A 16,508-nucleotide genomic window follows, 5' to 3' on the forward strand; every position below is an offset into this window, starting at 1 on the left:
ACCGTATATATTTGAATTCAATCTGAAATTTTTTAATAAATCCAAACAAGAGAGATTGTTATGAATAAGATTTTCAAAGTTGTATGGAACCGTACCATCGGCTCTTTCGTCGTTACTTCCGAATTGGCGAAGGGACGTGTCAAATCAAGCAGCGAAGGTGCTGAAGGGGATGTACGCGCCTCAGAGGAAGGTCGTCTGAAAACCTTATTCAGGCTGACGGCGTTGAGTGCGGCATTATTGGGATTTTCCGAAGGGGCTTGGGCAGTGGTTGCGCCTACCGCTGCGGTTGCAAATGGTGGAGGTGGTGAAACTGCTGTCAATGGCGCTCATGCTAATGGTACAGGCGCTGTTGCAGTTGGTGCCTATGCGCGTGCAGGAACAAGGGCTGCGCCGCCTAATGGTTTAAACACGGGTGCTATTGCAATTGGTGGTAGTGATCCAACTACAGCTACATATGCTGATGGTAATAATGCGATTGCTATTGGTACGGGTGCAAATTCAAACGCAGCTAAGGCAACCGCTGTTGGTGCGGATACTGTTGCATCAGATCAATGGACTACTGCTTTGGGTGGTCGTGCCGAGGCGAAGGCAAGGGGTGCAACAGCCATTGGTAGTTGGACACAGGCTACAGGCCAATTTGCGGTTGCTATTGGCGGTAGTGACCGCTTTGGGCGAGATAAAAATACAGAATTGAATGACGGCAGTGGCGCGACTTTGGCTTCAGGGGCTCGCAGTACCGCCATTGGTCGACGCGCGAAGGCATCTGGTAATGATACGCTTGCTTTCGGTACAAATGCGGAAGCCACAGGCGTAGATGCGGTTGCTTTTGGGACGAACGCGAATGCATCAATTCTTAAATCGATTGCTATCGGTAAAAATACACAGGCAACGGGAGAAGCCTCTATCGCTATTGGTAGTGATGATCCTGTTTATAAAGAGATTAAAGCAACTTCTAGACAAGGTATTGCCATCGGTACGGGAGCTAAGGCGACAGGGAAGAACCAAGCGGTTGCCATAGGTCCGGATGCCACTGCTTCGGGTCAGCAATCAACCTCCATTGGTAACAATACCCGTGCGGTAGGGGACTCGTCTATCGCCATCGGCGGTGATGACTGGGATATTGCAAAAGAAAGCGTAAATACACAGTACAAGAAATTGACTGGTTCTGATATGTCCAATGGTTATCAAGGTACTACGGCTGCTACGGCAGCGGTTGCGGTAGGTGTGAAGGCGCAGGCGACAGGTGCTTTGTCTACGGCTTTTGGTCCGGGTACGATCGCTAGCGGTTTGGGTGCATCAGCGTTCGGTGTGGGTGCGTCCGCTACTCAGGATAAGTCCGTCGCCATCGGTGCGGGTTCGCACACTAATACCGATGCAACGGCTGTGACAACTGCGACAGTCAATGGCATTACTTACGGCGGTTTTGCGGGAACGACACATATTACGTCGGGTTCGCAAGTTTCTTTCGGTTCGGCAGGTTACGAACGTCAACTTAAACATGTCGCCCCAGGTGCGATTACTGAGACTTCTACAGACGCAATTAACGGCAGCCAGCTTTACGCGCTTCATGCAGGTTCGGGCAATATCGCCAAAGCGGTTGCCGATGCATTGGGTGGCGGCGCGACTGTGAGTACTGATCCTACAAACCGTCAAGGTACGGTAACGCTGCCGTCTTATGATGTGTTCAAAGGTAGTGACACGCCGAATACAGCAGGTAATGGTACAGTCAAATTCAATACAACCTCTAAGAACGTCGCTGGCGCGCTGACCAATCTCAATACTTACGTCAACCAAGGCTTTGTCGTCAAAGACAATGGAGGAGAGAACAAAGGCATTGTTACGCCCGGCGAAAGCGTACAGTTTGCCGACGGCAATGTGACTACCGTTACCGTTGATACCGAAGCAAACGGCAATACTAAAATCAAATACGACGTTAAGGTGGACGACAAAACCATCAAAGTTGTTGACGGTAAGCTTACCGGTACGTCGCAAACCCATTTTTATAGTGTAAATAGCACAGATCAAACAAAAGCCAACTACAACAACGACGGCGCAACTGGCGAAAATGCGATTGCCGCCGGTCCTGAAGCCAGGGCGGCTGCGAGCAATGCGGTTGTGATAGGTAGCAAGGCTGCTGTTGAGGCGGCAGCAGGCTCTGATTCCACTATTAATGGCGATACTACTGGCGAAGGTTCAGTTGCCGTCGGTTCGCTAAGTAAGGCAAACGGTAAGAACGCGACTGCCATCGGTCAGCAAGCAAATGCCTATGGTCAAAACTCGTTTGCTGGCGGTCAAGATACTGAGTCATCAGGTAAATCGAGCGTGGCCATAGGTGATGGCTCAAGAGCTACTGATAACTCTACTACTGCCGTTGGTCCATATGCCAAAGCTCAAAAAGCAGGTGCATCAGCATTCGGTTTCAATGCCAATGCTCAAGCAATAGGCTCTGTGGCAGTGGGTCGACTGGCACAAGCTCTGAATTTGAATGCTGTTTCGGTAGGTAATGAAAGCAAAGCAAAAGGAGAAGATACTGTTGCTATCGGTAACGGTGCTGATGCTGTACAAAATCGGGCAATGGCAATCGGTAAAGGGGCTTTTGCTAATGATGCCGACACGATTGCATTCGGTGCCGGTACGAAGGCTGATAAAAGATATGCTATTGCAATCGGTTCGGGCAATAATGCTTGGAAAGAAGATTCTATTGCGTTAGGACGTGCCGCCAATGCAGACGGTGCGGCTTCTTTGGCGCTTGGTTTGAACAGCCATACCCGTTTGGAAAACGCTATTGCTTTAGGTAATGGTGCAAACGCCGATTATAGTAATAGCATCGCCATCGGTAAATCCAGTCATGCAGCTGAATCCGCGGGAGTTGCTATCGGTAATGACGCACGGGCTTTGAAATTTAGCTCCGTTGTTATCGGTGATCAGGCTCAATCCAAGAACTCCCGCTCTGTTGTGATTGGTTTCAATGCTTCTGCAAACAATACCGAAATACCAAAGTCTGGGCAACCTGATTACAATCAAACCGTTGCTATCGGTGCATTTTCTAATGCATGGGGCGATCAATCTACTGCCATCGGTAACAATGTAACCGCCAAAGGCAATTCTTCTATCGCTATCGGTGCGGACGACTGGGATACCGTTGCAGCGAAAACTGTAGACGGTACGGGTAAAACGGTTAAAGAAGTTTATGAAGACTATACCGGTGATGTGATGGTAACCGGTAACTATGTTCATACGACCTCAGGTGAAGCTGCGGTAGCTATTGGTACTCAATCACAGGCGACAGCCGAATTGTCTACCGCCTTCGGTACGGGTACGCGCGCTCAAGGCGTCGCCTCTGCCGCATTCGGTATGGGTGCGAAAGCCACTCAAGGCAACTCTGTGGCCATCGGTGCGGGCAGTACGACTACAACCAATGCAACCGAAGTCAACGAAGCTACTGTCAACAATCTGAAATACTCAGGCTTTGCAGGCGGCAACCATATTACCTCTGGCGACCAAGTGTCTTTCGGTTCGTCAGGCTACGAACGTCAACTGAAAAACGTTGCTCCGGGCGAAATCTCTAACACTTCTACTGATGCCATCAACGGCAGCCAGCTGTACGCGGTACAAAACGTTTTGGGCAATACTGCCAAAACTGTTAAAAATGTATTGGGTGGAGATGCCGCAGTCGGCGAAGATGGCGGATTTACAATGAGCAACATCGGCGGTACAGGTCAAAATACCATTGATGCGGCTATCCGTGATCTGAAAACTAATGCGTACAAGCCATTCAAACTGACAACAGCGAAAACCAATGGTACCAACGGTACGGTACAAGATGACTCGCTGCAAGATGTTACCAGCGGTTCAACCATTACGCTGGAAGCGGGCAAAAACATCTCCCTGCGTCAGAGCGGTGCGACTGTCAGCATCAATACCGTTGATGCGCCTGAATTCACGGGCAAAGTTACCGCTAAGGGCGGATTGGATATGGGCGGCAACAAGATTACCAATGTTGCCAAAGGCGATACTGTTAACGACGCGGTTAATCTAGGTCAGTTGCAAGATGCAATGGCAAACCTGCGCGTCAGCACGCTGACAACTGTCAATAATGATGCTCCGTTCTCTTATATTGATAAAGACGGTAGATTGCTGAAGCGCGAGGTAACAGTAGATTCGGGTACAGGAGCGAAAACCGTATCGTTCAAACATATGGATGACAGCACTCCGTACACAGGCGATGTAACCATTGCCGCATTGAACCCGACCGATCCGCAAACCACTACTCCGACCACAGTCGGCAATGTGAAGAACGGTGCTAAAAACAATGATGCGGTCAATGTTTCCCAATTGAACAAAATTGCTGAAGCCATCGGTACGCAAGTGAATCCCGACGGCACGATTACTGCGCCGACTTACAACGTCATTTCAGGCGATCCTTCAAAAACAAGCGTAGCTAATTACAACACTGTAGGTGGTGCGCTTACCGCTTTGAGCAGCGCTGTACGCACGCCGTTATATTTTGAAGGTGATTCAGGTGAAAAAATCGACCGCTTGTTAGGCAGCACCGTAGCCGTTAAAGGCGGACAAAACAATGCAGACAAACTGTCTGAAAACAATATTGGCGTCGTTACGGACAAAAACAGCGGCACGCTGAATGTCAAACTGGCAAAAGAATTGACCGGCCTGACTTCCGCAGCCTTTAGTGACGGTGTTACTACTGGCGGCACGACCGTTAACGGCTCCGGCGTAACCATCGGCTCAGGTAGCAACCCAGTGAGCCTGACTGCAGGCGGACTCTCCAACGGCGGCAACAAGGTTACCAACATTGCCGACGGCGTGGCAGATAATGACGCAGCAAGCTATAAACAAGTTAAAGCCGCGAAAACCGAGGTTCAAGGGGGTACGAATGTTGCCAGCGTAACCAAAACCGATAACCCGACTGACGGACATACGGTTTACACCGTCAACGCCAAAGGCGCAGCCGTAGCGCTCGACAGTAGTGTAGATGGTTTGAAACTGACGTCGTCTGAAAATACAACCACCAATGTCACTACCTACAATTTGGATTTGTCAGACAAAACCAAAGCCTCTTTGACAAAAGCCGACAGCGCATTGCAAAACATTGGCGTACAAGTTAACGGCGAAGATGCTAAAACGTTGAATCAAGCTGATTCCAAGCTGAACTTCGTTAATGGCACAGGTACGACCGCCGAAAACAAAAACGGCACCGTCGCGTTCAATGTCAATAAATCTACATTGACAGCGGGTACGGGTGGTACGGTTAATGCTGGAAAGACGGGCGATGCTTTCGCCACGGCTGCTGATGTTGCACAAGCCATCAATGAGGCTGTTGCCAACAGCGAAAAAACCAGCGCGGTAGAAAAGGGCGACAATACCCATGTTACTGCTGTGGAAGCAGGTAATAAAACGACCTACACCGTTCATGCTGACAATACCACGGTCAGCACGAAAAACGGTGGTAAGCTGAAATTAACGTCGTCTGAAACGACAAACGGCAATCTAACCAAAACCACCAACTACGAAATTGACCTTTCAGATGACGCCAAAGCTGAGATTCAAAAGGGTGTGGAAGCAAAAAATATCGTCGATACCAAAGGTATTACCTTTAGTGGCAACAGCGGCTCTCCTGTAACCAAAAAACTGGACGAAACGCTGGCAATTAAAGGCGACAACAAAAACGTTGAAACCGAAGCAGGTACAGACGGCATTAAAGTCAAACTGAAAGACGAAATCACATTGACTAGCGTAACCGCTAATACTTTAAAGGCGGGTGATAGCGTACTGACGAATGATGGACTGAACATTGCCAACGGTACGGCAGGTTCGCCCGTATCCCTGACCAAGTCCGGCTTGAACAACGGCGGCAACAAAATAACCAAAGTTGCCAAAGGTGAAAATGAAGATGATGCTGTGAATTATGCCCAGCTTAAAGAGCTGGCTGACAAAGGTCTGACTTTCGAAGCGGACGGCAGCACTTCGACCTCAAGCAAAAAACTGGGTGAGCGCGTCGGCATCAAAGGCGGTAGCAACATCACCACTTCCGCAGACAACGACAACGTTACCGTCAAGCTGAATGACGATATTACGGTGACCAGCGTAACTGCCACTACCTTGAAAGCAGGCGACAGCACGCTGACGACTGCAGGATTGGTTACGCCTAAAGTAACCGCGGGTAATAGCGTGTTGGAGGATAACGGATTGACCATCTCCAACGGCACGGCAGGTTCTTCTGTCTCCCTGACTAAAAACGGTCTGAACAATGGCGACAATAAGATTACCAAAGTTGCCAAAGGTATGGCAGACACCGACGGAGTGAACGTCAGCCAAATCAAACCGCTTGCAGAAGCATTGAACACGACCGTCAGCTCTGATGGTACGGTCGGAAAACCAAGCTTTACCGTCAATCATGCCGACGGTACGGCAGGTACTACCGTACATACCGTTCAAGACGCATTGACCGAGGTTGGTAAAGAGTTGAACAAAGGTCTGAACATTGCCGCAGACAAAGGCGATGCAGACAAAGTCAACCTGGGGGAGACCGTTACCTACACGAGCAAAGACAAGAACATCGTGACGACCGTAGCGAACAACGAAATCGACTTCAGCCTTGCCGAAAAAATCACCATTGGTAAAACCGACGGTAAGAAAGTTGTTATCGATGGCACGAACGGCACAGTAAGCGGACTGACCAACAAAACCTTGGGCGGTACGGATTTTGCAGCCAAAGGTCAAGCTGCAACAGAAGAGCAGATCAATGCCGCACAAACCAATCTGGCAAATGTTTTGGGTACAGGTTCAACCAACCAAAACGGTACGGTAACGGTTACTGACATCGGCGGAACAGGCAAGACTACCGTCAGCGATGCGATTAAATCCGTCAAAGAAACTGTTGAAAAAGGCTGGAACCTACAAGCCAACAGCGATACTGCCGAAAAAGTGGCCGCTGGAGAAACGGTAACGTTCAAGGATGGTAAAAACATCAAAGTAACCCGCGACGGTAAAAACATCACCGTAGCGACTTTGGATGAAGTGGCCTTTGACAAAGTTACTGTCGGCGGCAGCGAGTTGACAGGTGCAGGGTTGAATACGCCCAAAGTAACCGCAGGCGACAGCGAGTTGAACGGTAGCGGATTGACCATCTCCAACGGCACAGCAGGATCTTCCGTATCCCTAACTAAAAACGGTCTGAACAACGGCGGTAACAAAATCACTAAAGTTGCTGAAGGTGCGCTTGCAGTTGACAGCACTGATGCTGTTAACGGCGCGCAACTGTACAAAGTCGATCAGAAAGCCGATACCAACGCCGCCAATATTGCCAAAGGCATTCGTATCGGTGGCACGAACGACAGTAACAAATACGCGCTGGGTGACACCGTCAACATCAAAGGTGACAGCAACATCGTCAGTGAAACTGTTATCGGCGGCGTACAACTGAAACTTGCCGACACCGTCAAAATCGGTCAAGACACAGGTAAACCTGTCAGCATCGATGGTACGACGGGAACAGTGAGCGGTTTGAGCAATACTACGTTAGGCGGTACTGGCTTTGCGACTTCAAACAAAGCCGCAACCGAAGCTCAACTGGACGCTACCCAAGCCAACCTGAAAACCATCTTGGGCGGTAATGCAGAAAACACCAACGGCAATATCGCCATGAGCAATATCGGCGGGACTAACCAAAATACGGTTCACGACGCGATCAAGTCAGTGAAAGAGACTGCTGAGAAAGGCTGGAAGCTGAAAGTCAACGAAGAAACTTCGGCACAGGCCGAAAAAATCAGTCCTGATGATGAAGTAGCCATAAAACAAGGTAAAAATATTACCGTGACCCGCGATGGTAAGAATATCACCGTAGCCACTTCAGACGACGTTGCTTTCAATAAAGTCACGGTCGGCGACAGCGTGTTGAACGGCAACGGACTGACTATTGCCAATGGCGCAGCAAACGCTCCTGTTTCCCTGACTAAAAACGGTCTGGACAATGGCGGCAACAAAGCCTCCAACATCGCTAAAGGCACTGCGGATACCGACGCAGTAAATGTCGAGCAACTTAAACCGATTGCAGCCGCATTGAACACAACAGTCAACCCGACAACGGGTGAAGTTGCTGCGCCCGCGTTCACCGTAACTAAAGCGGACGGCACGAAAAATAACGCTGTCGGTACGGTTCAAGAAGCCTTGGATAAGGTGGGCGAAGAGTTGAAGAAAGGTTTGGTCATTGCCGCTGATGAAGGGTCGTCTGAAAAAGTCAACTTAGGTGACACCGTTACTTACACCGGTACCGATGGCAACATTAAGACCAAAACTCTGCAGGGAGGCAAAGTTGATTTCGGTTTGAACGACAAAGTTACGTTGGGCAAAGCCGGCGGCACTCCGATTGTACTTGACGGTACGAACGGCACGGTAAGTGGACTGACCAACAAAACCTTGGGCGGTGCGGACTTTGCCACCAAAGGCCAAGCTGCAACCGAAGAACAGCTGAATGCTAGCCAAGTGAATCTAAAAACCATCTTGGGCGGTAATGCAGAAAACACCAACGGCAATATCGCCATGAGCAATATCGGCGGGACTAACCAAAATACGGTTCACGACGCAATCAAGTCAGTGAAAGAGACGGTGGAAAAAGGTTGGAAGCTGCAAGCAAACGACGATACAGAAGAGAAAGTTGCTGCCGGTGAAACGGTTAACTTTAAAGATGGTAAAAACATCAAAGTGACCCGCGACGGTAAGAACATTACTGTAGCCACTTCAGACGAGGTAGCCTTTAACAAAGTAACTGTTGGCGACAGCGTATTGGACGGCAATGGACTGACCATCTCCAATGGCGCAGCAAATGCTCCTGTTTCTCTGACCAAAGACGGTTTGAGCAACGGCGGCAACAAGATTGTCAAAGTTGCCAAAGGTACGGAAGACACCGACGCAGCAAATGTTGAGCAAATCAAACCGCTTGCAGCCGCATTGAACACGACCATCGGTGCGGACGGTACGGTCGGACAGCCGAGCTTTACCGTCAAACAAGCCGACGGTACGGCAGGTACTCCTGTACATACTGTTCAAGAAGCATTGGACAAAGTGGGCGACGAGTTGGGTAAAGGTCTGAAGATTGCCGCTGACGAAGGGTCGACTGAAAAAGTCAACTTAGGTGACACCGTTACTTACACCGGTACCGATGGCAACATTAAGACCAAAACCCTGTCGGGAGGCAAAGTTGATTTCGGTTTGAACGACAAAGTTACGTTGGGCAAGACCGGCAGCACTCCGATTGTGCTGGACGGTACGAACGGCACGGTAAGTGGATTGACCAACAAAACGTTGGGCGGTACAGACTTTGCCACCAAAGGACAAGCTGCGACCGAAGAGCAGCTGGATGCTACCCAAGTGAACCTGAAAACCATCTTGGGCGGAGAAGCCAAGAACGAGAACGGCAATGTATCCACTGCCAACATCGGTGGTACAGGCAAAGACAACGTCCACGAAGCCATTGCGGCAGTTAAAGAAACTGCTGACAAAGGCTGGAACCTGAACGCCAACGACGAGACCGAAAGCGAGAAAATCGCTGCAGGCGACACCGTGACCGTGAAACAAGGTAAGAACATCCGAGTGAAACGCAGCGGTAAAGATCTGACGGTTGAGACTTCAGACGACGTTGAGTTTGCTCATGTCAAAGCTGATTCAGTAGAAGCTACCAGCGTAGTTGCTGAAAGTGTTATCGCAGGCAACAGCGTCTTGACTACCGACGGCCTGAAGATCGGTGCAGACAGTTCTCCGAACCAAGTGTCTCTGACTACTGCCGGTCTGAACAACGGCGGTAACAAGATTACCAAAGTTGCCAAAGGTACGGCAGATACTGACGCGGTTAACGTCAGCCAGCTGAACCCGATTGCCAAAGCTTTGAATACCAGCATCAACCCGACTACCGGCGCGATCGACGCTCCTGTCTTTACTGTAACCAAAGCAGACGGCACGAAACATGAAGCCGTAGGCACGGTTCAAGACGCTTTGGATAAAGTGGGCGAAGAAGTTGGCAAAGGTCTGAACATCGTTGCGGACAACGGGTCGTCTGAAAAAGTGAACTTGGGCGATACCGTTACCTATACAAGCAAAGACAAGAACATCGTTACCACAAGCGGTACAGGTAAAGCGATCGACTTCAGCTTGGCTGAGAAAGTCACCATCGGCAAAGACGCAGCGAACGGCGGCAAACCGGTAGTGATTGACGGTAAAGAAGGTATTGTCAGCGGACTGACCAACACCACCTTGGGTGCCGCCCCATTGGCAGGATCGAACAAAGCCGCGACCGAAGCCCAACTGGACGCTACCCAAGTGAATTTGGCAACCATCTTGGGCGGCAACGCAGCCAACAACAACGGCAACGTTACGACCAGCGATATTGGTGGTACAGGCAAAGATAATGTTCACGACGCCATTGCCGCAGTGAAAGAGACCGCAGGCAAAGGCTGGAATCTGAAAGCCAACGATGAAGCTGACAGCGACAGTGAAAACATCGCTGCAGGCGACACTGTGACCGTGAAACAAGGTAAGAACATCCGAGTGAAACGCAGCGGTAAAGATCTGACGGTTGAGACTGAAGACGATGTTGAATTCGGTACCGTTTCTGCTACTACCGTACTGGCCGACAGCTTCATCTCCGGCAACAGCGTGCTGAGCGGAGAAGGTCTGAAGATCGGTGCGGACGGTTTGCCAAGCCAAGTGTCTCTGACCAATTCCGGTCTGAACAACGGCGGCAACAAGATTGCCAACGTAGCCAAAGGTACGGCAGCCACCGACGCCGTCAACGTCGCCCAGCTGAACGAACAACTCGCCGCCACTGAAAAAACCACCACCGTCGTCGCCGGTAAGAACGTGACCGTCAGCGAAAAAGTGGATGGCAACAACACCGAGTACACGGTTAACGCCGACAAGACCACCCTCAGCCAAGCGGCTAACGGTGCGGTTAAAGTCAGCGAAGGTGCGAAAGACGCCGACGGTGTTACCGATTACGCCCTCGACCTGACCGACGAAGCCAAAGCCGACATCGCCAAAGGCGTAGCGGCGAAAGACGCGGTAGACACCAAAGGTCTGACCTTTGCCGCCGACAACGGCACGACCGGTGCGAAGAAACTGGGTGACAGCCTGAGCGTCAAAGGCGACGGCAACATCCTGACCCGCGCCGACGAAAACGGCATCGGCTTCTCGCTGGCTGACAAGATTACCGTCGGCAAAGCAGGCAAAGGCAACAAACCGCTCGTGATCGACGGTACCGCCGGTCTGATTTCCGGTCTGAGCAACACCACCCTGGGCGGTGCGGACTTTGCCACTAAAGGTCAAGCTGCAAGCGAAGAGCAGTTGAACGCAGCCCAAGCCAACCTGGCGAAACTGCTCGGCGGTAACGCGGCCAACGACAAAGGCAACGTGACCACCACCGACATCGGCGGCACGGGCAAAGACAACGTCCACGACGCCATTGCCGCAGTCAAAGAAACTGCCGACAAAGGCTGGAACCTGAACGCCAACGACGAAACCTCGTCTGAAAAAATTGCCGCAGGCGACACCGTAACCTTTAAAGAAGGCAAAAACGTCAAAGTCAGCCGCAACGGTAAACACATCACCGTCGCGACTTCAGACGACGTCTCCTTCGACAAAGTAACTGTTGGCGGCAGCGTCCTGACCGACAACGGACTGACTGTGGGCAACGGCAAGGCAGGCAAACCTGTCAGCCTGACCAAAGACGGTCTGAACAACGGAGGCAATAAAATTGCCAACGTAGCCAAAGGTACGGACGACACCGACGCAGTGAACGTTGCACAGCTCAAAGCAGCCGCAGCGAAAGCCACGTCCAAAGTGGATAGCGGCAACGACAACATCGTCGTCACACCAGAGCAAAATGCCGACGGCAGCACCACTTACAAAGTGGCGACCGCACCTAACCTCAAAGCCGACAGCTTCACCGCAGGCGATACCGTTGTGAACAACGACGGCGTCAAAGTTGGCGACAAAGTGGCGCTGGGCAAAGACGGTCTGAAAGCAGGCGATGTGAACATTACTGCTGACGGCATCAATGCAGGCAACAAAGTCATCAGCAACGTAGCCGCCGGTGTGAAAGACACCGATGCCGCCAACGTCGGACAGCTGAACCGTCTGACTGCCGCCGCCAAGACCGAAGTCGAAGCCGGTACCAACATTGCAAGCGTTACCAGCAAACAAGGTGCGAACGGTCAAACCGTTTACACCGTGAACGCAGACGGCGCGAGCGTTTCCGCAGGTTCCGACAACATCGTCGTGACCAAAGGCAACAAAGACGCCGACAACGTGACCGACTACGCCGTCGACCTGTCTAAAGCCGTCAAAGCCGACATCGCCAAAGGCGTCGCGGCGAAAGACGCGGTAGACAACAAAGGCATCAGCTTCGCAGGCGACAGCGGTACGACCGTAGCCAACAAACTGGGCGATACCGTGGCGGTTAAAGGCGATGCCAACATCACCACTACCGCAGGCGCGAACGGCATTCAGGTCGGCCTCAACAAAGACCTGAAAGTAGACAGCGTCAAAGCAGGCGATACGGTTGTGAACAACAACGGCGTCAACGTCGGCGACAAAGTGGCGCTGGACAAAGACGGTCTGAAAGCAGGCGATGTCAACATCACTGCCGACGGTATCAACGCAGGCGGTAAGAAAGTGACCGGTGTCGCCGCAGGCACCGTCGCCGCAGGCAGCACCGATGCCGTCAACGGCGGACAACTGCACCAAGTTTACGAACTGATCGGCAGCAACGGCGGCAACGTCAACACCGCACCACCGTCAGTCGAAGCAGACGGCAAAGCAGGCTTGGGTAATATCAAAAACATTACCCTGGTGGACAACAGCAATAATCCGAACGTGACCAACGTCACGAACGAGACCAAGATTGCCCAGTCCAACGGTTACAGCCTCGTGACCTACAACGTCGAAGACCAAGGCATGTACGTGACCAACAACGTCATCGAAGCCGTAGGCCGTATGAACGAACAAGGTATCAAGTTCTTCCATACCAACGACGGCGAAGTGAACCCCGACGTACAGGCACGCAACAGCGAAGACTCCAGCGCGAGCGGCGCATACGCCACGGCGGTCGGCTTCCAAGCCGCCTCCAAAGGCACCAACGCCATCGCCATCGGTAAAGGAGCCAAAGCCAACGCCGAGAACACCATCGCCATCGGTACCGGCAACATCGTCAGCGGCAAAAACTCCGGCGCCATCGGTGACCCGACTGTAGTAAGCGGCAACAGTTCTTACTCCATCGGTAACAACAACAACGTATCCGCCGACAACGCCTACGCACTGGGCAGCAACATCAAAGCCACGGTTAAAGACTCCGTCTACCTCGGCGACCGCGCCCAAACCCAAGGCATCCGCACGGCTGATGCGGCCAAAGGCGAAGCCTACACCTACGGCGGTCTGAACGACAAAGCCGTGGCAGGCAAAGCAGGTTCGGCTGCCGCAGCGAACAAAGTCGCCGGCGTCGTCACCGTCGGCAACGGCACGGACGAAACCCGTCAGGTACAAGGTGTGGCGGCAGGTGTGGTATCGGCGGATTCGACCGATGCGATCAACGGCAGCCAGTTGTATTACACCAACCAGGCGATTGCCAACGTAGCGACACAAGCGACGGCGGCGAAAACCGAAGTTACCGCAGGTAAGAACGTCGTCGTTAACCAAACGACCGGCAACAGCGGTCAGACCGTGTACAACGTTGCTACTACCGATAAACTCGACGTAACCAGCGTGACCGCAGGCGGCGTAACCGTTAACGCGCAAGGTGTCAGCATTGCTGCTCCGACCGCTAACAATCCGGCGAATACCGTCAGCCTCAGCCCGATTGGTCTGAACAACGGCGGACAACGCATCACCAACGTTGCTCCAGCGAAAGAAGGTACCGATGCGGTCAACCTGAACCAGCTCGCCGGCATGGGTAACGCCCTGCAAAACAACATCGAACGCGTTGGCAAAAAAGCTTACGCAGGTGTAGCGGGTGCGATTGCACAAGGCTCGATTCCGCAAGTAACCCGTCCGGGTGCGACCGGTATCGGCGTAGGTAGTGGCTACTACGGTGGTCAATCTGCCATGGCAATCGGCGTGTCTGCGATGAGCGACGGCGGTAACTGGGTTGTTAAAGGTAACTTCTCTGCCAACACAGACGGTCACGTCGGTGTCGGAGCAGGTGCGTTGTACCAGTGGTAAGCTAACGGCTCTTAGCTGAAGCAAAGCAAAGGTCGTCTGAAATCCAAAACAGGGTTTCAGACGACCTTTTTTTATATGAACGAAGGGAGCGTGAAGAAAGTAATTGCAAATAGAGAGGATTTGTATATTGTCGATATAAGACGGCGGGTATCAAGCAAAACTAAAAACTATTTGCAGAAGGGCGGTAGCGTTATGGAGAAAGTTGGACAAGGGTAAACCGAAGTGGAAATATCTGTGCCAGAAATGGCAGCTCATGGCTTGGCTTGTTTGTATTTGAATCCACGACAGTCCAGCATATCTGCGGTTTGCCGTCTTATATAGTGGATTAAATTTAAATCAGGACAAGGCGACGAAGCCGCAGACAGTACAGATAGTACGGAACCGATTCACTTGGTGCTTCAGCACCTTAGAGAATCGTTCTCTTTGAGCTAAGGCGAGGCAACGCCGTACTGGTTTATAGTTAATCCACTATATTTGCTTGACTGTTTTCTCTATTCTTGATTTGCATCGTTGTAAAAAAGGTCGTCTGAAACCGAATACATTGGTTTCAGACGACCTTTCATTTTGGTGTCGTGTTTAAGCAGATTGTTCTTTTTTATCTCCGTTCCAAGGCGCAACTTTAAACAGCAGCAACATACCCGGAATCCCCAACATAAAACACAGCCAGAAGAAGTTGACATAGCCCATCTTTTCAATCAGAAAACCTGCTGACGCATTCATAAACGTACGCGGTACGGCGGATAGGCTGGACAGTAGCGCAAACTGTGTGGCTGTAAATGCAGTATTGGTTTGTTGCGCCATGTACGACACAAATGCCACGGTACCCAAGCCCACGCCCACTGCCTCGGCAGCAATGACGACTGCCAGCATGGTTCGTTCTGATGCGCCCACATGCTCGAAATGCCCGAAACTTGCTAGCCATGCAAAACCTAAAATCGTGACCCATTGTACCAAGCCGAACAGCCACAATGCACGGTTCACCCCCAACTTAGTTACCCAAATACCGCCGATAATCCCGAAAATTACCGCCGGCCACAGTCCCGCGTTTTTCGCAATCAGGCCCATGTCAGTTGGTGAGAAGCCCATATCGATATAAAACGGGTTTGCCAGCGCAGTTGCCATACTGTCACCCAGTTTATACAGCACGATAAAAGCCAAAATAATCAACGCCTGTTTAACGCTTTGACGGGTAAAGAAATCACGGAAAGGCTCGATAACGGTATCTTTCAAGCCTTTTGCACCGATGGGTTGTTGTGCCGGTTCTCGCGCGACAAATAAAGTAGCCAATAAACCCGGAATCATGAATAGAGCGGTAATGACGAATACAGATGACCAAGGCATCCTATCGGCTAAAATCAGACTTAATGAAGCTGGAATCAGCGAGGAAATACGATAGGCATTCACATACAGCGAGTTACCTAAAACCAACTCTTCATCGGACAACACTTCGCGACGGAAAGCATCAATCACAATATCCTGACTGGCAGAAAAAAATGCTACTACCAAAGACAGCCCCAAAATAATCGACAAATGTTCTTGTGGGCGGACAAACGCATAGGCAGCCAAAAGCAGCAAAAGCGCGATCTGCATCACCAACATCCAACCGCGTCGCAAACCTAAAAACGGCAGGCGTACAGAGTCCAGAAGCGGAGACCAGATAAATTTCCAAGTGTAGGGAAAACCAATCAGAGCAAACAGCCCGATGGTTTTCAAATTAACCTCGTTGAGGCGCAGCCACGCAGGAATCAGGCTATATAGGAAATAAAGCGGCAGCCCCGATGTGAAGCCCGTAAAAATACAAATCAGCATATTGCGCGAAAAAATCCGCTGCATAGTGCTTGGTTGGGAATCAGTCATAATGGATGAGCAGTACAAAAAGAAAGGCACATTGTAACAAATCCTGCGAAGCAGGGCGGGATTGCCTACTGTAATGGTTTAAAAACAAATGAGAATGAGAGGGCGTGAATTGCCGCAATATGTGTCAAAGAGCTGCTTGGTATCTGGATGGGGTCGTCTGAAAATTTAGATTCCGTCAGTAAGAGACAAGCGGCAATATAGTGCCGACTATTCATTTATAGTGGATTAACTTTAAACCAGTACGGCGTTGCCTCGCCTTGCCGTACTATCTGTACTGTCTGCGGCTTCGTCGCCTTGTCCTGATTTAAAGTTAATCCACTATATTTATTCAATTGCCGATTGCTTCCGCTATCATTGCCAGAGTTGCATAGAAAAGTTAATATCCGTTAAATTATGGCAATCGCCGTCATGTATAACAACCTACA

The 16,508-nt window shown here is 51.0% G+C and carries 2 protein-coding genes; one reads left to right on the forward strand and one right to left on the reverse strand.

Going from position 1 to position 16,508, the window contains the following annotated elements; all coding sequences use genetic code 11:
- The first annotated feature begins 60 nt into the window (after positions 1-60).
- Positions 61-14,226 carry a YadA-like family protein gene (locus ACMYUL_RS08035; protein ID WP_415769855.1) on the forward strand — a complete coding sequence of 4,722 codons (14,166 nt, stop codon included), beginning with the start codon at positions 61-63 and terminating at the stop codon, positions 14,224-14,226.
- 576 nt (positions 14,227-14,802) lie between these two features.
- Here the strand turns inward: ACMYUL_RS08035 and ACMYUL_RS08040 are convergent.
- Positions 14,803-16,059 carry an AmpG family muropeptide MFS transporter gene (locus ACMYUL_RS08040; protein ID WP_342031816.1) on the reverse strand — a complete coding sequence of 419 codons (1,257 nt, stop codon included), beginning with the start codon at positions 16,057-16,059 and terminating at the stop codon, positions 14,803-14,805.
- Positions 16,060-16,508: the final 449 nt, after the last annotated feature.

The organism is Neisseria sp. CP9 (assembly GCF_047758525.1).
Classification (GTDB): Bacteria; Pseudomonadota; Gammaproteobacteria; order Burkholderiales; family Neisseriaceae; genus Neisseria.

Coding starts and splice junctions, on each gene's coding strand:
- ACMYUL_RS08035 (WP_415769855.1), top strand. CDS start 61: ATGAATAAGATTTTCAAAGTTGTATGGAACCGTACCATCGGCTCTTTC.
- ACMYUL_RS08040 (WP_342031816.1), bottom strand. CDS start 16,059: ATGCAGCGGATTTTTTCGCGCAATATGCTGATTTGTATTTTTACGGGC.